21 protein-coding genes are annotated in these 23291 nt (G+C 53.3%); 15 read left to right on the plus strand and 6 right to left on the minus strand.

What is annotated here, in order from left to right; translation table 11 throughout:
• Positions 1-48: 48 nt before the first annotated feature.
• The gene (locus GN107_RS07940) at positions 49-1032 is read right to left on the minus strand and encodes a diacylglycerol/lipid kinase family protein (RefSeq protein WP_155287264.1); all 984 of its coding nucleotides are present in this window, start codon (positions 1030-1032) and stop codon (positions 49-51) included.
• Between the two features lie 381 nt (positions 1033-1413).
• On the opposite strand from GN107_RS07940, the gene GN107_RS07945 reads away from it, so the two are divergent.
• Positions 1414-1956 carry a hypothetical protein gene (locus GN107_RS07945; protein ID WP_155287263.1) on the plus strand — a complete coding sequence of 181 codons (543 nt, stop codon included), beginning with the start codon at positions 1414-1416 and terminating at the stop codon, positions 1954-1956.
• A gap of 63 nt (positions 1957-2019) precedes the next feature.
• On the opposite strand, the gene GN107_RS07950 is transcribed toward GN107_RS07945, so the two are convergent.
• Both GN107_RS07950 and brnQ read right to left on the minus strand, forming a co-directional pair.
• A complete protein-coding gene (locus GN107_RS07950) occupies positions 2020-3216 on the minus strand; it encodes a GGDEF domain-containing protein (RefSeq protein WP_155287262.1) in 1197 nt (398 codons plus the stop codon).
• A 274-nt stretch (positions 3217-3490) separates the two neighbouring features.
• Positions 3491-4873 (minus strand): branched-chain amino acid transport system II carrier protein, encoded by a 1383-nt coding sequence (gene brnQ / locus GN107_RS07955; RefSeq protein WP_155287261.1) that lies wholly within the window; start codon positions 4871-4873, stop codon positions 3491-3493.
• 731 nt (positions 4874-5604) lie between these two features.
• On the opposite strand from brnQ, the gene GN107_RS07960 reads away from it, so the two are divergent.
• From GN107_RS07960 to GN107_RS08010, 11 genes are all read left to right on the plus strand, one after another.
• The gene (locus tag GN107_RS07960; RefSeq protein ID WP_155287260.1) at positions 5605-6690 is read left to right on the plus strand and encodes a dipeptide epimerase; all 1086 of its coding nucleotides are present in this window, start codon (positions 5605-5607) and stop codon (positions 6688-6690) included.
• Positions 6687-7457, plus strand: a complete 771-nt coding sequence (locus tag GN107_RS07965) for a serine hydrolase (protein WP_155287259.1) — start codon at positions 6687-6689, stop codon at positions 7455-7457. Before GN107_RS07960 ends, GN107_RS07965 begins: the two co-directional genes overlap by 4 nt.
• Positions 7458-7535: 78 nt before the next feature.
• Positions 7536-8315 (plus strand): alpha/beta hydrolase, encoded by a 780-nt coding sequence (locus GN107_RS07970; RefSeq protein WP_155287258.1) that lies wholly within the window; start codon positions 7536-7538, stop codon positions 8313-8315.
• Between the two features lie 1405 nt (positions 8316-9720).
• Positions 9721-10920, plus strand: a complete 1200-nt coding sequence (locus GN107_RS07975) for an ABC transporter substrate-binding protein (RefSeq protein ID WP_155287257.1) — start codon at positions 9721-9723, stop codon at positions 10918-10920.
• A 369-nt stretch (positions 10921-11289) separates the two neighbouring features.
• The gene (locus GN107_RS07980; protein ID WP_155287256.1) at positions 11290-12168 is read left to right on the plus strand and encodes a branched-chain amino acid ABC transporter permease; all 879 of its coding nucleotides are present in this window, start codon (positions 11290-11292) and stop codon (positions 12166-12168) included.
• A gap of 12 nt (positions 12169-12180) precedes the next feature.
• Positions 12181-13131 (plus strand): branched-chain amino acid ABC transporter permease, encoded by a 951-nt coding sequence (locus GN107_RS07985; protein ID WP_155287255.1) that lies wholly within the window; start codon positions 12181-12183, stop codon positions 13129-13131.
• On the plus strand, positions 13128-13919 hold the full coding sequence (locus GN107_RS07990; RefSeq protein ID WP_155287254.1) for an ABC transporter ATP-binding protein: 792 nt from the start codon (positions 13128-13130) through the stop codon (positions 13917-13919). The genes GN107_RS07985 and GN107_RS07990 overlap by 4 nt, the downstream gene beginning before the upstream one ends.
• Positions 13903-14607, plus strand: a complete 705-nt coding sequence (locus GN107_RS07995; protein ID WP_155287253.1) for an ABC transporter ATP-binding protein — start codon at positions 13903-13905, stop codon at positions 14605-14607. Before GN107_RS07990 ends, GN107_RS07995 begins: the two co-directional genes overlap by 17 nt.
• 293 nt (positions 14608-14900) lie before the next feature.
• A complete protein-coding gene (locus GN107_RS08000) occupies positions 14901-16754 on the plus strand; it encodes a sensor domain-containing diguanylate cyclase (RefSeq protein WP_196246289.1) in 1854 nt (617 codons plus the stop codon).
• Positions 16755-17698: 944 nt separating this feature from the next.
• Positions 17699-18133, plus strand: a complete 435-nt coding sequence (locus GN107_RS08005) for a hypothetical protein (RefSeq protein WP_155287251.1) — start codon at positions 17699-17701, stop codon at positions 18131-18133.
• A gap of 23 nt (positions 18134-18156) precedes the next feature.
• Complete coding sequence (locus GN107_RS08010; protein ID WP_155287250.1) at positions 18157-18807, plus strand: histidine phosphatase family protein; 651 nt, start codon at positions 18157-18159, stop codon at positions 18805-18807.
• Position 18808: 1 nt separating this feature from the next.
• On the opposite strand, the gene GN107_RS08015 is transcribed toward GN107_RS08010, so the two are convergent.
• Positions 18809-19627 (minus strand): Cof-type HAD-IIB family hydrolase, encoded by an 819-nt coding sequence (locus GN107_RS08015; protein WP_155287249.1) that lies wholly within the window; start codon positions 19625-19627, stop codon positions 18809-18811.
• Positions 19628-19756: 129 nt separating this feature from the next.
• Here GN107_RS08015 and GN107_RS08020 point away from each other — a divergent pair, with 129 nt between their 5' ends.
• Together GN107_RS08020 and GN107_RS08025 are read left to right on the plus strand one after the other, a co-directional pair.
• Complete coding sequence (locus GN107_RS08020) at positions 19757-20428, plus strand: TVP38/TMEM64 family protein (RefSeq protein WP_155287248.1); 672 nt, start codon at positions 19757-19759, stop codon at positions 20426-20428.
• Positions 20429-20517: 89 nt separating this feature from the next.
• Positions 20518-20955, plus strand: coding sequence for a MarR family winged helix-turn-helix transcriptional regulator (locus GN107_RS08025; RefSeq protein ID WP_230678586.1), 438 nt, complete (start codon positions 20518-20520; stop codon positions 20953-20955).
• Positions 20956-21084: 129 nt separating this feature from the next.
• Here the strand turns inward: GN107_RS08025 and GN107_RS08030 are convergent, their stop codons facing one another.
• Together GN107_RS08030 and GN107_RS08035 are read right to left on the minus strand one after the other, a co-directional pair.
• The gene (locus GN107_RS08030) at positions 21085-21510 is read right to left on the minus strand and encodes a MarR family winged helix-turn-helix transcriptional regulator (protein WP_196246288.1); all 426 of its coding nucleotides are present in this window, start codon (positions 21508-21510) and stop codon (positions 21085-21087) included.
• A 605-nt stretch (positions 21511-22115) separates the two neighbouring features.
• Entirely contained in the window at positions 22116-22676 is a 561-nt protein-coding gene (locus GN107_RS08035; protein ID WP_155287246.1) for a LysE family transporter, read from the minus strand.
• Between the two features lie 174 nt (positions 22677-22850).
• On the opposite strand from GN107_RS08035, the gene GN107_RS08040 reads away from it, so the two are divergent.
• The gene (locus tag GN107_RS08040) at positions 22851-23252 is read left to right on the plus strand and encodes a MarR family winged helix-turn-helix transcriptional regulator (protein ID WP_155287245.1); all 402 of its coding nucleotides are present in this window, start codon (positions 22851-22853) and stop codon (positions 23250-23252) included.
• The last annotated feature ends 39 nt before the right edge of the window (positions 23253-23291 follow it).

The following is a 23291-nucleotide window of genomic DNA, read 5'->3' on the forward strand; positions in this document are numbered from 1 at the left end:
AAAAAATGGTCCGGACAATTTCGCCCGGACCATTTTTCTGCTGACCATTTAATTTTTAATTGCGTGCTTTGCTGCGTTTTTATCTGGCTTGATCCAGAAGTCTTGCTCGGTCAGGCCAAATTCAACGTGGTAGTTCTGTTCGGCCATGGTTTCGCCGTCGATTTGGGCGAACTGCTTGGTCGGGGTGCTGATCTCGATGTGGTCACTCTTGAAGTGGTGCCGCGCCGTACTCTTACCGACTGGCCGGCCCGCGATGGACTGCAAGGCCTGGGACGCAAAGGCGAAGAGGTTCGGGCGGTCAACGACGATCAGGTCGAGCAGACCATCATCCGGCCGTGCTTCCGGCAGGATGCGGACCCCGCCCCCGAAGTAGGGATGGTTGGTCGTGGTGCAGAGGTAGGCATCCTTGATGGTTTCGGTCTTACCGTTCGCCGTCACGGTGATGGTGAATGAGCGCCGTCTAGCCAGCACGTGCACCACCTGCGCGATGTATGCCAGTGCGCCCATGTGCACGTGGTTCAGTAGGTGTTTAGAGGCGGCGGCGTTGGCGGCGGTAACCACTGCGGCATCGAAGCCAATGCCAAAGTTGTTGACGAAGTACCCGCGTTTACCACTGACTAGTTCGGTGTACGTACCCACGTCTAGGTGCAGGGGTTCGGTTGCCTCGAGTACTTGCTTGAGCGCCACCAGGGGTTTTTGTGATAGCCCGATGCCCCGAGCAAAATCATTCCCGGAACCGGCGGGGATGTAGGCGACTGGCAGGTGCTGCGGGTTACCACTCAGGTGCAGGCCGGTGATGGCCTCATTGAGGGTGCCATCACCGCCCATGACGAGCAGGACCGAGTTGGGCTTTAATTCACCAAGCGCAATCTGTTGGGCGAGTTGGACCGTGTGCCGGGGGTACTGGGATTCATAAATCTCGTAAGCCACACCCTGTTCAGCCAGGGCGGCACTGACGATTTTCCAAACCGCGCGTGCGGTCCCCGAGCCCGCAACCGGGTTATAAATGACGTAAAAATATTTAGACTCCATAATTTACCTCGTAAGGTTTAAGTTAACCTCAATATCATAGCGCATTTTGCGGCAATAACCGCAAAAAATATGCGTAAACGTTACAGATGCTATGGGTAGAAATAACTGCGGGTATGGCTAGTTCACGGTAACCAGTGTTGTGAATGCGGCCTAGGTGCGTAACAAAGGCACCGGTCGCAAATGTTTGGCTTCGGCATAATAACAGTTAACATATAGTCATATTATGTCTAAATCCACCATGCTGTACCATTTTATCTTTCGTTAATTAACATTAGCCACTTTTTCACCCTATTAATTTCACGCTGCACAATCATCTGCGCTATAATGTCAATGTAATAAGTGCACCAAAAAATTCGGGGGAATTTTTAAGAGGGACTAGCTATGGACAAAATTGATAAAGTACGGGCACTGCTCGCCACAACGGCTGATGTTGATGTTGCGGCGTACACTGGTATTTCTGTACGCGCCATCGCCCAGTTGCGCAGTAACCAGCACCAACTCGCGGGGGCTGACACGCAGATTGTGACGGCACTCAGCGGGATGTATGATGATCAGCACCGCGGCACTCAGATTACTGAGCGGGTGATGACGATTATTAAGGACTCACCGGACATTCCCGTTTATAAAGCAGTTGACCGGGCAACAGAAGAGTGGGAAATTGAGCACGCCGAATTGGTACCTGCGCGGATACCAGCAGATGCCGCCGGTCAGGATACTAAGGATACCAAGGTACTCTTAATCGGAACGGACCGCTTAGCTTACCACCATGGCAAGTCAGGTGAGATTCTGGGCCGGACGCGCTGCAAAATCGGCAGTGCGCGCCCGAACACTACTTGTGTGTGGATCTACCGCGGCGATAGGCAACCACTCGAGTTCACCCGCTTCGGTGATGACGCTGGGGTCAAACTAGCATCTGGCAACTGAATAATTAACTGATGATATCAAAAAAGGACGCTAATTTTTGTTGGCGTCCTTTTTGAATTGCTTTTATTCAGAATCAGGGTTTTCCAGTACCATTGGGTGATCTTCACGGCCCTTGATCGTGATGCCGTGCACGGTGACTGCATCTCGGCCAATGCGCTTGGAACTGTAGAGGTACTTATCGGCCCGATTGTACAGGTCGAGGTAGTTTTGATCATCCTTCAGGGCCCGATCTTGGCCCATTGAGACGGTGATATTGAAGGTGTCGCCCTTGCTGGTAGTAAACTGCAGCTTACTGAGTTCAGTTTGTACGTGGAGTGAGAAGCGGCGGGCATACTCGTAGTCCTCTTGAATGTTAAAGAGGATGAAGCTGAACTCCTCGCCCCCTGTGCGGTAACTTTTCGCCGGAAAGTCGATATTTTTGGTCAACTCGCGCAGCCGTTTAGAGACCGCCTGCAAAACTTGGTTCCCAACTAAATGCCCGTAGTGATCATTGATCTGCTTAAAGTGGTCAATATCAAAGGTGTACAGGGCGTAAAGCTCGTCGTCCACTTGGAACCGCGTGTATGCGGCCTGCAGGTCCTCGTTGAAGACCCGGAAATTGTGCAGTTGGGTCAGCTCGTCGATCCGCGCTTCACGCATTAGTTTAGCTTGCTTGCGCCGCTGAATTTGCAAGCGGTGCTGTACCGTCCATGTTGCCAGTTCCAAAATGAGCAGCGTGCCGATTTGCCATGGCCAGCCGACGTCGATTCCGTTCAGTGAGCAGAAGTTGGCGTAGAGGTACGGCAGGGCAAACAGAAAGCCACCGAGGAAAAAGAGAAAGGTGTTGTCGGCTAGTCGCTGGCCGAAGCGCTGAACCAAGTACATAGCGAGTAGTGAGATGATTGCGGTCGGTAGCCAGTAGTTGTCGAAATTGGGTAACCACCAGTACCAGACGCCGATCAATGCGGCCAAAGTGAACAGTAGTGAGCGCTTGTTCGAAACTTGAACCGCGAAAAAGACGGTGATCAACTGAAAGTTGAGGTAGGTCCAACCATAACCGGCGGCCCCTTTTTCCTGCATAATGTTCAGAATCGAAGAGAAGTGAAATAAAATCAGAAAAGCGCAGGTCAAAATGATACTGAGGGGAGTGCGGTAACGGGCCCATGGCGTGTGGCCTAGTTTGGCATTTTGCAACCAACTAAAGAGAAGTGCGAAACCAATCAGCACTAGCGTATTGGTTATAAAAGTTGTGATTCGCAAACCCAATAAGATGATTATCAACACCCCCTCGGCGTTTCATACTTACAATTAAATAATATAGCATAGATGGCGTCTTTACAGTTAATAAACGTTTAGATGGTATGTGTTTATTTTGCCAAATAATCCAGTATGACTGAGGTTAATTCAACTAGCAGCCACTACAAATGAACGACACCTGCATTTCTAATAGTAGTTCATTAATTAGTCGGTCTCAACGCAAAAGTGCGGGTATCCTCAAGTGGAGGACACCCGCACTTATTTCAAGCGATTATTTGTGATTTAACTTTGCGAATGATTAGTCGTTAGCACTTGCTGCAGCAACCATTTTACGACTGTGGACCTTGTAAAGGTGGAAGCCAACTCCGAGCACCATTCCAACGAGTGCGGGAACGAGCCAGCCGAGGCCCATGCCGGCAAAAGGCAGAACGGCATGTTGCAGTGAAACAACTGCCTTACCGAATGCGCTGGCACTGACAACTGGTGGGAATGCGGCAACCATGTCCATGAGTGCGGGGATGGTTGTGAAACCAACGACGAACTTGTAGACAACTGGGTCGCGGTCAAACAATGGGCTCGCAACGGACAGCAGGATCAGAACCATGGCGAATGGGTAGAGGAACATCAGCATTGGTGTTGACCACTCGATGATGGTGTCGAGGCCGAAGTTAGCGGTGCAGAAGGACAGGAAGCTCATGAGGCCGAGCCACTGCCGGTATGACAGGACTGGGAAGTGCTTGTGGAAGTCCTGAGCAAAAGCGGCAATGAGACCGATAGCAGTGGTCAGGCAGGTGACGGTGATCATGACGGCCAGAAGCGCGTGGCCGGCAGCACCGAAGAAGTGACTAACAACTTGGTTGAAGGCAACCCCACCATCAGCGGATACCTTGAAGAAGGACAGGGATGTGGAACCGAGAACGATCAGACCAAGGTAAACCAACCCAATGAGACTGGTTGCCATGACCCCGGACTTAGCGGTAACAGAGGCAACCTGGCTGTCGCGGCGCAGACCGAAACTGCGGACCGCGGTGACAACGGTGACCCCGAAGGCCAGACCAGCGAGGGCATCCATCGTGTTGTAACCCTGCAGGAAACCGTTCATGAAGGAAGCGTGCTGGTAAGCTGCGGTGACGGGCTGGCGCATTGCGTTACCCATTGGGTGCAAGAAACCAACGAAGAAGATAACTGCCAGTAGAACCAGGAACAGGGGGTTCAGGACTTTACCAACTGCGTCCGTGATTTTGCTTTCCCGGTATGCAAAGAGGAAGGCCAAACCGAAGAATACAGCGGAGAAGACGAGCAGGCCGACGTGCTGCATGGACTTGCTGAGCATTGGTGCGACCCCAACGGTGAAGGGCACGGTCGCGGTCCGGGGTGTCCCGAACAGCGGGCCGATGGTTGCGTGAATCAGAACCATGAACAGCAGGGCGAACCAGCCACCGAGTGGTTTGCCGACATCGTAGACCCCTTCAGAGTGCGTAACGGCGATGGCGAGAACCGCCAGTAGTGGCAAAACAACTGCGGTAACTAGGAAGCCGAGTGCGGCTGTGACCCAGTGGCCGCCGGCGAGTTGGCCGAGGTGCAGGGGGAAAATCAGGTTACCGGCACCAAAGAAGAGCCCGAACAACATTGATGCGACGACGATGTAATTTTTAGTGCCAAAGTGACGTTTGCTTTCCATTATGTGAATCCTCCATATGTTTACTACCGCTTAATGATCAAGCTTTAGAAACTGGTGGGTCTAAGCGGTAGGTACGACTGATTGAATATGCGTGGTTGCCGGTACGATAATTGCTGAAGCTGCGAATGTTAATAATGCCGCCGTCCATGGCTGACCACCTCGATTAATTGTTGGATTAATTACTATATTAAGTGCTGCATGCTGCTATTTATGTCTGGTGCGATATGTGTTGGTGCTATGTGTCCCCCTGCAGAGGGTAATTAGTGCAATATGTTGAATAAGTAAACAAAAAAGGCGCCCCTAGATTCGAAATAAACATTCGAATCCAAGGACGCCTTAACGCGGTACCACCTTGTTTTGCTTCACCATCACTGCTGAAGCCTCAACGCGTGCGGTTAGCAGTAATCTAGAAACGTACAGCTAACGATACGCCGGCATGATAATGGCTGCCTCACCATGACATCTTACTGTTGTTCGGTGTCCCGCTCGAAAGGGATTTTCGTTGCGCCGGTTCCTGCTTCCTCACACCTAACGAAGCTCGCTGTTGGCCTTGCGTAACTACTCAACTTTCTCGTTGCAATTACTTATTGACTATGAGTTTATGAGCATCGCCTGCGTTTGTCAACCGCTTTTCGCAAAATAATTTAAGAATTTCGCCATAATTATGCCATCTTTTTGCGGAATCAGTGGTAGATTTAAGACATTCAGGTCGAAACAAATGGGGGCTAATAATGAGCAACTTGCGAATCGAAGCAATCACCAGCACGACGGAGCGCCGGAAACTAAGTATTCCCTTCAAAACGGCACAGCACACCGTGACCACCATGGATGCGGTGCTTGTAACCGTGCGCCTCAGTGATGGGAGCACGGGGGTGGGCGCGGCAACGCCAAACGCGGTCGTGACGGGTGATACATTGACCAGCCTGCACGCCGTGATTGATGAGGTTCTAACTCCAGCGCTGCTACATGCGGATTTTGCCCGCTGGGAGGATCTCTTGGCTAGCTTAGATCACGCCATTCATGGTAACTCGGCGGCGAAGGCCGGAGTGGAAATTGCGCTTTGGGATTTACGTGCGCAGCAGCTGGGCGTGCCGCTGTATGAGCTACTAGGCGGGGATGCAGATTACATGGTCACCGACTGGACGGTAGGTATTGCTGATGAGGACGTTATGCGCACGCAAGCTCAGCGTATCGCGGCAGCCGGGTTTAATGCTGTCAAAATCAAGGTCGGTGGGGCTGACCTCGCCACCGATTTAGACCACATCCAGGCCATCGCGGCCGCGGTTGGGCCCAAGGTCAAACTGCGGTTGGATGCTAACCAGGGGTGGACCGTGCGCCAGGCACAGCGCGCAATCCAAGCGATTGCGGCCCTGCACTTACCAGTCGAATTCGTGGAGCAACCCGTGCTTGCCAGCGACCGGGCGGGGCTTGCCGCGGTGACTGCTAGCAGCCCGCTACCCATTATGGCCGATGAGGCGCTATTTAGTCCGGCTGACGCGCAGGAATTGCTACGCATGCACGCCTGCGATTACCTGAACATCAAGCTGATGAAGACGGGTGGCCTGGCCGGTGCGGAGCGGATCAACGCCATCGCTGAACTAAACGGAGTACAGTGCATGATTGGCTGCATGATCGAATCGCGAATCGGCATCGCGGCCGCAGTGGCGTTTGCCGCCGCGCACCGGAACGTTGTGTTTGCTGATCTCGATGCGGCCTTCATGCTGAAAGAACCGGAAACGGGCGGCTTCACCCAACAGCAGAACGCATTACACTGCCTGCACGTACCCGGACTGGGCTTTGAGAGGATCAAGTCATGAAGACTGCATTGCTATTAGCTGACCTGCACCGGCTGTTTGCGGACGTTGATCCCGCTAGTTATGCGCTTTACGTGCACAGCAGCACCGGCTACACCTATGGTCAGGCCGAACACACACCCATGCCTGCCGCTAGCCTGATCAAGCTGGCCATTGCGGCCTACATCGAGACCCAGGTCCAACTAGATGAGTCCTTGTTGCAGCGGCAGCTGACCGTGCCTGCTGATCCGGTTGCCGGTGCGGGGGTCACTTATCACCTCAGCCAGCGGACCTGGGCGGTACAGGACCTTGTCGACCTGATGCTCAGCGTTTCGGATAACAATGCCAGCAACATGCTACTGGCCGAATTTGGCCTGCAAAATGTTGCCGCTTGGGCCGCGATTCACTATCCAGACGCAATTTTGCACCGGCGCCTGATGCACCCCGAGGATGGGCCCAAGCAAAATATCATTACCGCCGCCGGGGCAGAGGCACTGCTTGCCCACTTCTTCAGCGCCGATACGCCTTACCAGCGGCTAGTTCGCCGGGCGCTCGCGGCGCAGACTAATCGCGGCAAATTGCTTGCGCTTGCGGATGAGGATGACCCAACGCTGCGCACCTACGCCAAGAGCGGAGAGCTTAGCGACTGCGAACACGACTGCGCTCGCTTTGAACGCGGGGATGAGTGGATCGACTGTGCTCTGCTGCTGCACTTTAGTGACAATAAGCAGCAGGTTCTCACTTTGCAGCAGAGTGTTGGAGCCGCAATTTTGGTCTCCTTGGACGATTGAGCCTTGAATATGTCTTACAATTAGTAAGTGCTATAATGAGGTCAGATTAAATTGGCAAAATTTAGAGGAGGCTGCATTATGGTAGAGACAAAGTTGGACCTTAGTTATGGCGACTTACCAGCGCAGGTCACCGACCTGTACTTTCCAGATGGCAAGGCCAGCGGTGCGGTGATTGTGATTCACGGGGGCGGCTGGTTCCGCGGTGACAAGAGCAAGGATGCAGATTTGGGGGCAATGTTTGCGGAGCAGGGCTACCTCGCCGTGGTTGCAAACTACCGGATCGGTGACGAGGGCCATTACCCAGCGCCACTAACAGACATGGATCAGCTGTACACATGGCTCAAGGCCAGTGACTTGGACTTTCCGCGGGAACACGTGGCGGTCTTTGGTTCCTCAGTCGGTGGCAACATGTCTGCCGAAATGGCCATCAAGTATGGTCTGCCCGCAGTGTCATTGTCCGGGATTTTTGACATCGCGGATTGGCTTGAGCAACACCCTGACGTTGCCGGTTCGCTGGACCACAAAAATAATTTTGGTGGGCCCAGTTCCGAAATCAACCAGGATGGTGCGGACGACCCATTTTACAAGGGCTTCGTGGAGAACTACTTTGGCGGCAGGACTGACCAGTACGTCGCCGCGACCCCAAGCCACCGGGTGAGCGCGACGACGGGGCCGATGTACCTCGCCAACTCTCTGAACGAGTTCGTGCCGAACAGTGGGGTCCTGATGATGGCCGCTGCACTCGCCAGCAAGGGTGTGCCGTTCACGCTGCGGTTGGTGCCGGGGACGCACCACGCGAAAGGCTACCTCGATGTCGTCCGCGGTGATGTCCTGCGCTTTGTGGCTGATAATATCTAGTTTCTCGATTACAGTGAGTGCTACAAAAATGCGTCCGTCATTTACTTTGGCGGGCGCTTTTAATGTGGCTCCTTGGCTGCCGGGCGGTGGGTGTCTCCGCTACCGCTTCGCCCCGGGGGTGGTCCATGCACAGGGTCGCGTTCAAGCCTCAACCAAATTCGGGTTAAGTCTTGCCGCTCAGCTCGGGCCAACGCTCCCTGCGGTCACCTGTTGGTCCTGCGCTGCCCCCAATTACTGACGGCAAGCCACTTGCAAAAAGCGCAAGCGTCTAGCAGTCAATAATTGCGATGGCATGGACCACCCCCTGGGCTACCGCTCCCGCGAAGACACCCACCGTCCTACATTGATGTTATCAACTACTCCGCGAATACGAGCAGTTTCAATACCTACTCAGAAGGCCGGGATGATGGCGGGTCTTCATCTGTGGCCGGTTAACCGACAGAGTAGGGCTGGGGGCGCCTCTTCCGGAATGAAGCTGTTGGGGGTGACCATGCTGTCGCGATAATCAGCGTGGTTTTCGCTGATTATCGGGGAGAACGGAGAGACCGCTGGGAAGATATAAAAATTCCGTAGAGTTATCGTGAATGTTTCGACAGCACGGCGGGCTCATAGTTCAGGGGCAAGACTCGGTGCACTTCCGAGGCTTGAACCCGGCCCCAGCATGACTGTTGTCACCCCCAATAGCGAAATGGAGGAAGATGCGCCCCCAGCCCGGCAGTCCAAACCATCCCCCAGGTACGTGCACATCCACACTAACTAATTATTAGATAATACTCATATTGTGAACTGATGTGTGTGGCACATGAACTGATACCATCGAGACAAAAAAATATTTATCCGCCGCAAACGCAGCCAAAAGCCTATAGCAACGCGCATTTGGGACAATGTGGATGCATTGAAATTGGAAAAAAGTTTGAAATGGCGTTGACAATTATTAGATGACTGGGTAAACTAGCACCATCAATTAAATTTTGGAAAGGAGATACACATTATGCTTAGTCAATTCACATATCAGCCCGTTGTATCTTCATCTTCATTCCAAAATGTAAACGTAGCCTTGTTGTTGAGCGTAAAGGACCCGACTGGTAATTAGCGATTTGCTAATTGATTAAGTTGAGCCCTTATTCACGTTTGGCAATGAGGGCTCAGCACGTACGGGTGAGGCCTCATTGAGATAATCAATGGGCCTTTTCTTTTGGCCGAAGGAGGAACTGCTGATGGCACGATTGCAAAGCTTTTAATTCGTCTCTTGCAAGCATCAACAACACATATTAAACACATATCGGGCGTTCGCCCACACCGCCACGTTTTCGCTGGCGACACATATTGCACCAAACATATAGAAATACAAAGTACCACATAATCTGATCGCAATTATTTTGGCAGAACATAGAGGAGTTTAACAATGAAAAAGACAACAATTAAGAAAATGTCAGCTGCCGCCGCAGCCGTTGCAGCAATGTTCGTGATGGCAGGCTGCAGCACCGCTGCTAACAGCGCTAAGAAGGGTAATAGCGCATCTGGCAGCACCATTAAAATCGGGGTCAACATGGAACTTTCTGGCGCCGCTGCTGGTTATGGTGAACAGGAAAAGCAGGGGATCGAGCTTGCCGTTTCCCAAATCAACGCTAAGGGCGGGATCAAGGTCGATGGCAAGAAGTACAAGATCAAGCCGGTATACCGCGATAACAAGACCAGCACCAGTGGTTCCGCCTCTGCGGTTGCACAACTGGTCAACAACGACAAGGTTTCCGCAGTCGTGGGCCCTGCAACTACTAACGACGCCACTGCTTCAATTCCTAACGTCACCAAGGCTAACGTTGCCCAGATCAGTCCATCCGCGACTGACCCTGGTTACACCCTCGACAAGAACGGGAAGGTGCAAACCTACGTCTTCCGTTCATGTTTCGAGAACAACTTCCAAGGGCAGACCGCAGCACATTTTGCTAACAACACTCTGAAGGCCAAGAAAGTTGCGATCATTGCCGACAACTCCACTGACTACGGAACTGGGCTTGCTAAGGCCTTCAAGAACGAGTTCAAGGGCAGCGTCGTTTCCACCCAGTACTTCCAGGAAGGTGACAAGGACTTCAACGCTATCCTCACCGCCATCAAGAACAAGGGCTTCGATGCTATTTACGCCCCAGGTTACTACTCCGAAATTGGGCTGATCGTTAAGCAGGCCCGCCAGATGGGTATCAAGAGCCCAATCGTTGGTTCCGACGGGATGGCTGATCCAAAGCTGGCCAAAATCGCTGGTGCTAACAACGCTAATGACGTTTACTACACCACACCATTCTCCACGAAGAGTGCTGACACTGATGCAACGGTCCGCAGCTTCATGACCGCCTTCAAGAACAAGTTCCACGCCGAAGCGCCTACCTTCTCCGCACTTGCCTACGACTCCGTATACATGGTCAAGCAGGCCGCTGAAGATGCTAAGTCAACTAACTCCGTTGACATTGCTAAGGCAATTGCCAAGATCAAGGGCATGAAGGGTGCTACTGGTGAAATGACAATTGACGCTAAGCACAACCCAGAAAAGCCAATTGCTATTGAACAGATGACGAAGGGTAAGGTCGTTAAGGCTTACACCGTCAAGTAATTAGTTAATATCATTCCAAGGGCGGCCACGGAAACGTGTACCGCCTTTTGGAATACAGAGCGGAGGCCCGCGGTCAGAAGCTGAGGATTAACGGACTCTGGGCAAAATGCCTGGGCTTTAGGCATTTGGACCAGAGTGTGTTAACCGCAAGCTTCTGCGGGCCGCAGCTCGACTACGAAACAGAGCGGAGCAAGACGGGTTGCAGCTGAGCATTAACAGGCTCCACAAAAAATGCCAGGTTTTAGGCATTTCTTGTGGAGCAGGTTAAGCGGAAGCTGCAGTCTTGCGCAGCTCGACTAGATCACAGAGCAAGGCCCGCGAGCCGTAGCTCTTCTATAGAATCAATCATCGAGTTTGGAGGTCAACCAATTGCACACCATCATTCAACAACTAATCAATGGCCTATCGCTCGGGAGTATTTACGCGCTGCTGGCATTAGGTTACACAATGGTTTACGGGGTTATTAAGCTGATCAACTTCGCGCACGGGGACATTTACATGCTTGGGGCTTTCTGGGGCTATTACGTCCTGAAGTTCTGGCACCTGAACTTCTTTGTCGCGCTGCTGACAGCCATGGTGTTCTGCGCCATCCTTGGCGTGGTCATCGAGTTCCTCGCGTACCGGCCACTGCGGCACGCACCGCGGATCACCGCGCTGATCACCGCGATTGGGGTCTCCTACCTGCTAGAAAACGGCATGTCTTACCTATTTGGGGCGAGCGCGCGGAACTTCCCGCAAGCAATCGAGCAGCAAAACTACCACATTGGCGGTTTTGCAATCTCTAACATTCAGGTGCTGATCCTGGTCACCGCCATTGTCCTCATGCTGGCGCTACAACTGGTTATCAAGCGCAGCAAAATGGGTAAGGCGATGCGTGCCGTCGCCGTTGATCAAGATGCCGCTGAACTGATGGGTATCAACCCGAACCACGTCATTTCCTTCACCTTTGCGCTCGGTTCCGCACTGGCCGGGGCTGCTGGGGTGCTGATCGGTCTGTACTACAACACCATTGACCCACTCATGGGCATGACGCCCGGAATCAAAGCCTTTGTTGCCGCGGTTGTCGGCGGGATTGGTTCGATCCCTGGTGCCTCACTCGGGGGCTTCCTGATCGGGATTCTGGAGACCATCGTCCAAGCGGTCGGACTGTCCGCATACAAGGATGCGGCGGTGTACATCGTACTGATTATCATCTTACTGGTCATGCCTTCCGGGATTTTCGGCAAGCGGACCAAGGAAAAGGTTTAGGAGGTGGCTGCCTTGAAAAGAAATATTCGTTCGAACGCAATTTGGCTCGCAATTATGATTGCTGGTTTTGTAATCATGGATGGGCTTGAAGCGGCTGGTCTCATCAACACCTTTATTGAAAATGCCATTGTGACCGTGGGTATCAACATCATCCTGGCCACGGGGCTGAACCTCATCATCGGGTTTGCGGGGCAGTTCTCGCTGGGCCACGCTGGCTTTATGGCAATCGGTGCCTACGCAACAGGAATCATCACCCAGCAGATTGCCAGCCCGCTAGGCTTTTGGCTATCGATGGGCATTGGGATTATCATCGCCATTATCGCCGCAATCATCATCGGCGTGCCAACCCTGCGGCTGCGGGGTGACTACCTCGCCATCGCGACGATGGGTGCGTCCGAAATCATCCGGGTCATCATTAATAACCTCAAAATCACGAACGGGCCAGCAGGGATGTTCAACATTCCCCAGTACGCGACCTGGCCGGTGGTTTACGTCATGGTCTGCATCACGACCATCATGATTGCTAACTTCGTGCACAGTCGCGCCGGTCGCGCGGTGATGTCCGTGCGTGAAGACGACATCGCCGCTGAAGCGATGGGTATCAACACCACCAAGTGGAAGCTGGCCGCCTTTGTCTTCGGCGCTGCCACCGCTGCTATTGGGGGCACGCTCCACGCTTCATACATTCAGACCATTGCGCCTGGTGATTTTGGCATCATGAACTCCATTTCCATTCTGATCATCGTTGTTCTAGGCGGTAGTGGTAGTCTGACCGGGACGATCCTGGCCGCTGGAGTGCTGGGTATCATTGATACTGTTCTCCAAAACTTCGGGACGCTGCGCATGGTTATCTACGCGCTCGCGCTGATCTTACTGATGGTCTTCAAGCCGGGTGGTCTGCTCGGCCGCTGGGAACTGTCATTCAAGAAGGTTAACAAGAAGAAGGGGGCCCCGGCAGAATGAGTTTGCTCAATGTGGAACACGTTACCCAACAGTTCGGCGGCCTGACCGCCGTTGATGACGTCTCAATGCAGATCGAAAAGGGTGAACTGATCGCCCTGATCGGACCGAACGGGGCCGGCAAAACGACTCTCTTCAACATGTTAACGGGTGTGAACACGCCGACTAGCGGCAAAATCACGATGGAAACTGCGAAGGGGACCGTCGATATTGCTGGTAAGCGGACGGACCAAGTTGCCGCGCTCGGCATGAGTCGGACCTTCCAGAACATCCGGCTGTTTTCTGAAATGACTGTTTTGGACAACATTAAAATCGCCATGACGCACAAAAGTCACGAGAATTTCATCGAGACCATGCTGCGGCTGCCGTCCTTTTACAAGACCGAAGACGCCATTGATAGTAAGTCACGGGCCCTACTGAAAGACTTTAACTTGGATCCATACGTGCGCTCAACTGCGGGCAGCCTGCCATACGGGCTGCAGCGGCGGGTCGAAATTGTCCGCGCACTGGCCACCAAGCCGCAACTGCTGTTCTTGGACGAACCAGCCGCGGGGATGAACCCTGAGGAAACTGCTGACTTATCAGCTGTGATTCAGCGGATTCGGAACGAATACGGCGTCACCATTATCCTGATCGAACACGATATGTCGCTGGTCATGAAACTCGCCCAGCGGATCTACGTGCTGGACCACGGCAGCATGATTGCTGAAGGCACACCAGCCGAGATCAGTCAGAACGCAGAAGTCGTGAGCGCATACCTTGGGGGTGAAGTCGTTGCTGAAGGTAAGTAATTTATACATTAACTACGGCGGCATCCAGGCGGTCCGCGACGTTAGTTTTGAAGTCCACACCGGTGAAATCGTCACCCTGATTGGGGCCAACGGGGCGGGGAAGTCGACCATTCTGAAGACGATTTCCGGCTTGATGCGGCCCAAATCGGGGCTGATCACCTACGAAGATCAGCCCATTCAAAATGCCAGTTCTGCTACCATCGTGGGTGCTGGCATTTCCCAGGTTCCAGAAGGCCGCCACATTTTTGCCGGCATGACGGTTCAGGAAAACCTCGAGATGGGGGCTTTCCTCAAGAAACGTGGGACCGATATGTCTTCAACCTTTAAGGATATTTTTGCCCGGTTCCCAGTTCTGGCTGAACGTAAGAACCAGGACGCCGCGACCCTGTCTGGTGGTGAACAGCAAATGCTCGCCATGGCCCGCGCCCTGATGGCCAAGCCGAAGCTATTGCTGCTTGACGAGCCATCAATGGGGCTGTCACCAATTTACATTCAGAAGATTTTTGATATTATTCAGTCGATCAACGAGCAAGGAACGACCATTCTACTGATTGAGCAGAACGCGAAGCAGGCACTCAGCATTGCGACGCGCGGTTATGTCATTGCTAGTGGTGAAATCAAGCTTGAAGGCACCGGCAAGGAGTTGCTTGGCAACAAGCAAGTCCAGTCGGCATACTTGGGTGGTTAATCTACAAAAGGGGGCGCGTTACTTCACTGGGAGTAGCGCGCTTTTTGTACGGCCTTATTGCTGTGGCTAATTGATGTCTTGAACGTGGGGTTGATGTTCTGGTATTTAACTTATCTGATTATGAATCAATGCATTCATAACTATTAGGTCGCTATTGAATAGACTTTTTCTGACACAATCTGTTCATTTGCAGATTCGTTGTAATTCTAATTGCTATAGGTAAATGTTATAATTACCGGTAATTAATGCCCGTGTCTGAGCTGATTAAAATGGACGGAGGACAAGTACAAAAAATGGGAATGAGTATGAACTTACACCTCCTGAGCTTACCAACGTGGTTTGCCCAATTGTTGATTGCCATCTTTTTTGCGTCTGGTTTTGTCAGCTTTTACCAGAAGCTTTGGTGGGAGGCGTTTCGGAAGGAAGGCCTCAGTGAGCAGCGCAAAATTGCTTTTCGGGTGGCACTGATGGTCCTCTCGTTTGGGGTAGCTATTTGTCTGCATCTGGTGGGTTATGAAGTGCATCTGAACGGAGTGCTGTTTCACAACTTGGGCCTGTTCATCCTGGCCTTTCCACTGCTCGATCAGCGGATCAGCCGTGGTGAGTACGCCCTGCGCGTGGTTGGCCTCTTAATTGCGTGGTCACTGCATCACGTCGGTTATTTTGGCCAGTTCCAGTTCTGGCTGTCCCTCGTGTTGCTCGGACTTGTGATTGCCGTGATTTACATTTATAGCAAACGGATCCGTTACAGCGTGCTACTGAGTATTGGGACGTTTACGATTATCGCGCTAGTTTTCTGGATATCATTACCCAACATCACGGCTGGTTCCTACAGTAGCATGCTGATTGCTTGGCAGGCGGTTCTGATGTACATGGCGATGGCTTGTGTGGCGACGGTCTTTTGGATCCAGGAGCACAATCAGGAAGAACATACCGCTGAGATGACGCAGCTGGCCAACTACGATACGCTCACCAATACCAAGACCTACTCACTGTACCAGCGTGATATTAGTGCCATGTTTGATGCAGCAAAAGCTAATGGTGAGGCACTCACGCTCGTTGCCATTGATATCGACCACTTCAAGCAGATCAACGACCATTATGGCCACCTTGCTGGCAACGCAATTTTGCTAGGAATCGCCAACACACTTGATGAAGTGTTGCACAAGTATGGTGATGACCACCAGGTGTACCGGACCGGCGGCGAGGAGTTTAACATTCTTTTCCCCCAAATGACGCCCCCGGAAGTGTTGCCGGTAGTTCAGGAGTGCTGGCGCACCGTGCGCAGTACTCGCTTCAACTATGAGAACTTTGACGTGCGCGCGACCCTGTCCATTGGGGTGACCGCCCTGCGCGCTGAGGATCGCAGCATTGACAGCCTGTACAAGCGCGCGGACGATAACCTTTACCAGAGCAAACGCAACGGTCGGGACGCGATCACGGTGGAGGGGGAGACCCGCGACGCCGATACCGGCAAACCGGTTTACGCGACCTACACCTTCTTCACCCAGCGCATCGTGGACCTGGATTCTGCGAACGGAGCGACCATGTCCAACGAGTTGCTGCTGCGTTGCTACGACTATGAGCATGACCGCTGGGTAACACCACCGCACTTCGACATTTCCGTGGAGATGCAAATTGACCTGATGAAGCAGATCATGCCGCACATTGCCAGTCCACGCTTGTCACTCAACCTGACCAATCCGCAGTTTCTTGATTCACGGACGGTAGGCCTCCTCAGCGACTACATGCGCACTCCGGGTTCTCCGGAAACGTTGATTGTTGAACTGACTTCACTGCCGGCGCTGGACAAGGTCAAACAGGCGGCACCACTATACCAGGCTGCGGGTATCAAAATTTTCATTGATGATGTTGGTAGCGATAATCAGTTTGATGAACTTGAGCCACTCTTGCCATTCGTCAACGGCATGAAGTATGCCATTCAGAACATGCGGGCCAGCTCTGACACGGATAACCTGGACCAGCGGCTGGACTTCTGGACGCGGGTTGCGCGGCAGTACAACTTGATGTTCGTGGTTGAAGGCATTGAGAGCACCAAGGACATTCAGTTTGCGCACGATAAGTACCACGCGCGCTACCTGCAGGGCTACTACTTCGACCGGCCGGAATTGCCGCGGCTGGCATAATGTCGATAAGCCAAAATAGCGTCCGTCGTTTACGCGGCGGACGCTATTATTGTGGAGTCTTTGGGCTATGGTGGATGGCGCATTTTTCTCCGTTTCGTCTGCGGGAGTGACAGACATGCTGGAGCCGGGTTTCAGCCTTGACGAAAACCATGTCAAGGCTGAACCCTGAACTGCGAGCCCGCTGTGTTGCTCCACAGCCTGATGTGAACTAAACCAAGTGCTTATATCTTCTTAGCGGTCTCTCCGTTCTCTCCGATAAGAAACCCTGATAGCCAAAATCGGGCTATCAAGGTTTCTTATCGCGACAGCATGGTCACTCCCGCTGACTACACTACGAAAAAGGCACCATCCACCGTACTGCAGACTTCTAAACTGCAATCGTTTGCCATCTCAGATTTGCTAATTTGTACCCAAATCACACGTATCTAACGAATTATGCCAAGCATAGGCATTGTTAACATCGTTGGCTTAATAATCTGTAAACAACCTGCTTAAATGCTGCAATTGGCACATCTAAATTGGTATACACAGATTAATCAGCCTGATATCTAACTATCAATGTAGGGCTGTGGGCGCCTTTTCCGGGAACGAAGCTGGCGGTAGTGACCATGCTGAAACGAATATTGCAGGTAGTAGCCTTGCGGACTTTGCAAGGCTACTACCTGCAATATTCGGGGATAGCGGAGAGACCGCGGATGATGATAAAAGCATTACTGTACGTGTACCGTTGTTGTTGCGAAAACACGGCGGGCTCGGAGATAAGGCGGAAGACTTGGCGTGAATTTCGCCAAGCCTGGAGCCGTGCCCCAGCATTGCCTGTCTGTCACTGCTGCCAGTGTAGTGGGAGGAAAAGGCGCACACAGCCCGGCAACGAAGTATCTAACACGGCAGGTAATCCCGATGCAGGTTATAATGGATGCAAATAAGTACAATGGGAGGTCGCCATGGGATTTCTAGGCCATAGCAACAAGCAAGCATTCAAAGCTGACAAGAAAGACAGTTACCTCGAATTAGACTCCAAGCGTTTGCTCCTGCGTCTCCACGTTGGCGCCTTGCAGAAGGTGATCGTTCCAGTCGCCAAACTGCGCGGCTACCGCCTGTTGCAGGACGACGAGGTGATTCTGGAGGCCCAAGAGCACAAACAGGGCTACTCGAAGGACAACCTGCTGCCCGTCATCACGCAGTTCAGTCAACCGGATGATGGCAGTGAGTGGCCGACCGAGTTGTACCATCTGGACCTGGATGTGCTGACGAGTGACGAGACCTACCGCTTGCGTCTGATCGACACGCGCACGCCCATTAAGTCGATGACCTATAGTGACGCGGTGTTAGATGCTGAGCGCGCAATTTTGGCGCTGGACGGATTACTGGACGAATAATTACAGAGTGAAAGTGTGGAGTAGTGGCATATTTATATTTAGTACGGCATGGGGAAACGGTAATTAACGCCGAGGAACGCTTCAACGGCGGTGGGGTTGACAGTCCGCTCACTGCGAAAGGTCGCGCTGGGGCAGTCGCGTTGGGCAAAATGCTCGCTGGGGTGCCTTTTGACCGCGTCTTTGTTTCGCCCCTCCCGCGGGCAATGACCACGGCGGCGTTAGTGACTGGCGGCAAGCGGGCGCTAACCATTGATCCGCGCCTGCGAGAGATGGCGCTGGGTGATTGGGACGGTACACCGCTGGCCGACTGGGCGGGAAAGCCCGAGTTCATCAACTACCGGCACCATTTGGCCCACTGGGATTACCGACACTTTCACGCCGAGGGTTATCCGCACATGATCACCCGCGCGACCGCGGCGTTCAACGATGCAGCCGCCGCGGTGGGTCCGGATGGGCGGGCGCTGATTGTCAGTCATGGCATCGTGCTGACGGTGCTTGCTAATGTGCTCACCGGTGTGCCGCTGGATGCCGCCCGCGATTCAGGGCAGGTAGCTAACAGCAGCGTTACCGTCCTGCGCGGCCACGCGGGGGCTTGGCAGAAGGTCGCCTGGAACGTGACTCCTGCCACCCTTGCCACGCTGCCGGTGAAGGAACGCGCCTTGTTCCAAAAGTAGGCTAGAGGGCGTACTTCTGCAGGGCCTCCGCCACGCCGGCGTGGTCGCTGTCCGCAACCATGGTGCCGATTTCTGCCCGTACGCGCGGTAGAGCGTTACCCATCGCGACGCCGAGGCCGGCCGTTTCCATCATCGGCAGGTCATTTTCGCCGTCTCCGATGGCCATCGTGGCGGCAATGGGGATGTTGAGCAGGTCCGCTAGGTGCAGCAGGGCGCTGCTTTTGGAGACGCCGGCAGCGGTAATTTCAAGATAAGTGAGTTTGGAGCGGCTGGTGGCGATGTGCAAGTCGGGTACCGTCTTCAGGGCCGCATCCAGCACATCAATTGCCTGCGGATCGCCCATGCAGAGGATTTTGTGGATTTTGCGCTCGCTATTGAGCAGGGCGGTGAGGTCCGTGGTTTCGGGCGTGAAGCCAACGATGGCGGCCTCCTGCTCGCTCCATTTGTCCGGCCGGGCAACGTACCAGTGGGTGCCGGCGTGGATGTTGACGCTGATGGCCAGGCCGTGTGCGTGGATCAGTTGGTAGATGCGGCGGGCACTCCCGGCGGCTAGGGGCTGCTCGAAGAGGGTCGTAAACTCTTGCGGCGTTGCCAAATGGTTCTGCACGATTAGGGCGCCATTCAGTGAAACGATTGGCAATTCTAGCTGCAGTTGTTGCGCCAGATTCACCATTCCCAAGGCGGGGCGGGCTGAGGCCAGGACAAAGTGGCCCCCAGCTTTGGAGTAGGCGGTGATCGCCGTGATCACCGCGGGGGTCAGCTGGTGCTGGCTGTTCAAAATGGTGCCATCAATATCGCTCAAAACTAGTTGTCGTTTCATAATTAACCTCCCTAAATTGCGTCCGCCTTTAGTATACTGGGAGTTGGTACCGCTGCCAAATGTCCGGTGGTAATATTTGCTCAGGCTGGCTAAAGTGCTTAAAATTTTGCCAACTTTGAGGAGGTCAAAATGAAGAAACGCCAAAAATACATAGTTATCAGTACCGCCGCGCTTGTGGCTCTGTTTATGCTGGGTTTGATCGTGTGGCAATACTGGCCGATCATCAAGCCCTTTCTGCGTAGTGGTTGGAACCGGCGTGCATTTATCAATCAGTTTCGCGGGCACGGCGGGCGGACGATTGCCCCCTTTATTGCACTACTGGTGGTGGTGACCATGATTCCCGGGGCCCCGGTCTCGGTGTTCGCAATCCTGAGCGGGGTTTGTTTTGGCGGACCGCTGGGCTTCGTGATCAACGTGGTTGGGCTGACAGTCGGGAACAACTTGGCCGCCTTGCTCACGGCGCGGGTAGAAGACCTGAGTCGCAGCCACCGGGAGTCCCAATTACTCCAGGACCTCCTGCACACGCGGCATCCGCGGGTGGGACTGACGATTGGCTACAGTGTGCCCTTTGTTCCGAACGTCCTGGTGAACCTCGCCGCGGCCAAGCTCAAGGTGGACCGGCAGAAACTGGCGGTGATTATTTTCATTGCTAGTTTTCCCAGCGCGTTGTTCTATGCCTTCGGTGGGGATGCCATTTTGAACGTCAACTTGCGGCGGCTGCTCGTTTTGGTGCTACTGGTTGCGGCGTCAGCGGTGCTCATCGTGTTTATTCACCGCGACCGGGCCCAAAAACACGTTTAGGCGAAAATTTATTGCGGACCGCTTGCCAATAATTAGGTTGTAGTCTAGACTGATTATAATTGAAACTATTAATACAGGGGGTTCCGGATTTGGAATTAGGAAAAAAGGATGAGCTGTCGGAGAACTTGTTTTTGGTTAATAGCATCCAGCAGGTGTACATCCACACGCAGCTTAAAACGATGGGTTTGAACATTCAGCAGTCCCGCGCGCTCAACTACATTTCTGAGCACTCCGGTACCATTCAGAAGGAACTAGTTAACTACCTGGGCAAGCAAAAGGCTACCGTCACCAATGTGCTCAAGGCGCTTGAAGAACGGAACCTGATCGTGCGCCGCGTCCCCGAGCACAACGAGCGCCAGAAGCAGTTGTTCCTGACCGCTGAAGGTGCCGCCGCCGTCCAGCAGGTCCAGCAGATTTTTGTCGATATTGAAGGCAAAATTAACGCCGGTCTGACGAAGGAAGAGCACACGCAGCTGCTTAACCTCCTGCAGAAGGTCAAGGCAACACTAAGCACGGATGAAGACTAATTAAAATTAATTTAGACAAGAACAGACCAGATTCCTGATTTCCGGGGGTCTGGTCTGTTTTAGTTTGTCATCGATTTTAAAGTTGCACGGTGCTTGTTAAAGCTTGATTCACGTTCGCAGGATTGGGGCTTATGACAAGTTGGCACTCATGTGGCGGAGGACCCGTTTGAAGGTGGCTAGGTCGCGCGCGGACACGCCAGATTCGAGCACGGTGTTGATGCCGGCCAGCTCCTGGCTAACGGCACCCAGCGCCGCGTTGGCTTTGGCCGTGAGCTTGATTTGCTTGTAGCGCTTGTCGTTACTATTTTGAGTTCGTGTGATCAGGCCGCTAGTGCTCATCTGCTGCAATAAAACGGTCGCGGTGGACGGCCTGATGCCGAGCGCGGCTTCGACGTGGCGCTGGTAGGTGGGCTCGTTGCCGCGCTCGCCGAGGAAATCAAGAACCCGGGCGGCCGCCCCGCTGATGCCGTAATCATGGGCGAAAAGCGTGAGTTCGCGGCTGACCAGGTTGTTGAGACTAGCAATGGCAGTGGTGGTGGGAATGGTTTCGGACAAAATGCGGCCTCCTATAGGGCATGAATAATAGTTAGTGTCACTAAGTAATTACTATTATTCTAACTGTCCGGTGGCAGGCTTGCAAATGCAGAATGGCTGCGTCCCACCGCCCTACATAGATGTACTAAATCCCTTTGTGAATCTTGGTTAGTTACGGTACTTGCAATCACATTCTATTGCGGTGCTCTGACGTTGCTGGTGGAGTTAACGCTGTGGTAGATAGCTTTAGTCTGGAAGTCTGCAGTAGGGTGGATGGCGCCTTTTTCGTAGTGTAGTCTGCGGGAGTGACCATGCTGTCGCGATAAGAAACCCTGATAGCCCGATTTTGGCTATCAGGGTTTCTTATCGGGGAGAACGGAGAGACCGCTAAGAAGATATAAGCACTTGGTTTAGTTCACATCAGGCTGTGTAGCAACACAGCGGGCTCGCAGTTCAGGGTTCAGACTTGACATGGTTTTCGTCAAGGCTGAAACCCGGCCCCAGCATGCCTGTTGTCACTCCCGCAGACGAAACGGAGAAAAATGCGCCATCCACTCGGGTATTCAAATACATTATCGCATCGGAGCAGGCATCCCTACCACCCGGCAGTAGTTATAACTGTTAATCTAGCGCCAGAGATCATACGCCGAGAACAGCAGCAAGCATGCCACCGCGATGTTGATGATGCGGTAGTAGCGCGCATAGATACCACTGATCAACTGGCCCGCACCCGTCCACGCCAGTGTGCCGGCGCTGCCGATGATCACCATGAGGAGCCAGCGCAGGGGGATGGATGCTGCCAGACCAGTGAGGGTGAAGGCGGCCAGACCCGTTACAAAGTAGAGATACAGTTTGATGTTGGTCAGCTGCAGCAGCAGGCCGGTCGTGAACTTACCGCCCCCGTCGTTGTCGTTGCTATCGGGAGAACTGATGGCTACGTGGTAGGCTAAGTAGATCAAGTAGACGGAACCGATCACCTTCATGATGGTGACTAGCAGGGGCGCCGCCTGCAGGAGGTTGGCAAATAGTGCGGCGAGTAGGCCGATTAGAGCGATTCCCGTCAGCATGCCCATGTTCAAGATGATACTGCGGCGAAAGCCCCGGCGCTGACCCGACACCATCGCCATGATGGTGTTGGGACCGGGAGTGAAAGACATGACGAAGGTGAAGGATAAGAATGCGAGCATAGGTGGTTGCCTCCAAAATTATGTATTGGGTCGGGTGCATTTTGCAAAAGTAATTGCATATGCAACGACATGCACCAATGCTAGCACAACTAATTGCAAATGCAAGCAGTCCGGTTATAATTATTGCGTGAGCCAGTGCTTGGCGGTTCGCGAGCTACTGAGGAGGTTAATTCGGTGTTTACAACGATTAGAACTATCGGCGCCATCACTCGCAGCATTCAGAATGATTCCAACGCCCGTTTTCGCAAGCTCGGCCTTGGTAACAACGCGTTTTTATACGTGATTCGCGTCTGCGAGGAGCCGGGGATGTTTCTGGCCCAGCTGGCGGATGCGGTGCAGATCGACCGCACCACCGCGTTTCGCACCGTTAAGCGCCTAGTTGCGGCCGGATATTTGCGGCTTGAGGACGATCCCAGCGATGGTCGGATGCGGCGCGTGTACCCGGCTGAGCGCGGTCAGGAGGTTTATCCCGAGCTGCATGCATACGAGCAGTACTGCTCGCAGCACCTACTGGCTAATTTGACGGCGGCTGAGCGCAAGCAGCTGGAAGGTTTACTCACTAAGCTTAATTACTGATCCGTTTAATTTTGGATGGCGACACCTTGTGGAGGAAAA

The organism is Lacticaseibacillus zhaodongensis, from assembly GCF_009687905.1.
Lineage (GTDB): Bacteria > Bacillota > Bacilli > Lactobacillales > Lactobacillaceae > Lacticaseibacillus > Lacticaseibacillus zhaodongensis.

Excerpts from the sequence above, each read along its gene's own strand:
- GN107_RS07940 (WP_155287264.1), bottom strand. The coding sequence starts at position 1,032 with ATGGAGTCTAAATATTTTTACGTCATTTATAACCCGGTTGCGGGCTCG.
- GN107_RS07945 (WP_155287263.1), top strand. The coding sequence starts at position 1,414 with ATGGACAAAATTGATAAAGTACGGGCACTGCTCGCCACAACGGCTGAT.
- brnQ (WP_155287261.1), bottom strand. The coding sequence starts at position 4,873 with ATGGAAAGCAAACGTCACTTTGGCACTAAAAATTACATCGTCGTCGCA.
- GN107_RS07960 (WP_155287260.1), top strand. The coding sequence starts at position 5,605 with ATGAGCAACTTGCGAATCGAAGCAATCACCAGCACGACGGAGCGCCGG.
- GN107_RS07965 (WP_155287259.1), top strand. The coding sequence starts at position 6,687 with ATGAAGACTGCATTGCTATTAGCTGACCTGCACCGGCTGTTTGCGGAC.
- GN107_RS07970 (WP_155287258.1), top strand. The coding sequence starts at position 7,536 with ATGGTAGAGACAAAGTTGGACCTTAGTTATGGCGACTTACCAGCGCAG.
- GN107_RS07975 (WP_155287257.1), top strand. The coding sequence starts at position 9,721 with ATGAAAAAGACAACAATTAAGAAAATGTCAGCTGCCGCCGCAGCCGTT.
- GN107_RS07990 (WP_155287254.1), top strand. The coding sequence starts at position 13,128 with ATGAGTTTGCTCAATGTGGAACACGTTACCCAACAGTTCGGCGGCCTG.
- GN107_RS08000 (WP_196246289.1), top strand. The coding sequence starts at position 14,901 with ATGGGAATGAGTATGAACTTACACCTCCTGAGCTTACCAACGTGGTTT.
- GN107_RS08005 (WP_155287251.1), top strand. The coding sequence starts at position 17,699 with ATGGGATTTCTAGGCCATAGCAACAAGCAAGCATTCAAAGCTGACAAG.
- GN107_RS08015 (WP_155287249.1), bottom strand. The coding sequence starts at position 19,627 with ATGAAACGACAACTAGTTTTGAGCGATATTGATGGCACCATTTTGAAC.
- GN107_RS08020 (WP_155287248.1), top strand. The coding sequence starts at position 19,757 with ATGAAGAAACGCCAAAAATACATAGTTATCAGTACCGCCGCGCTTGTG.
- GN107_RS08035 (WP_155287246.1), bottom strand. The coding sequence starts at position 22,676 with ATGCTCGCATTCTTATCCTTCACCTTCGTCATGTCTTTCACTCCCGGT.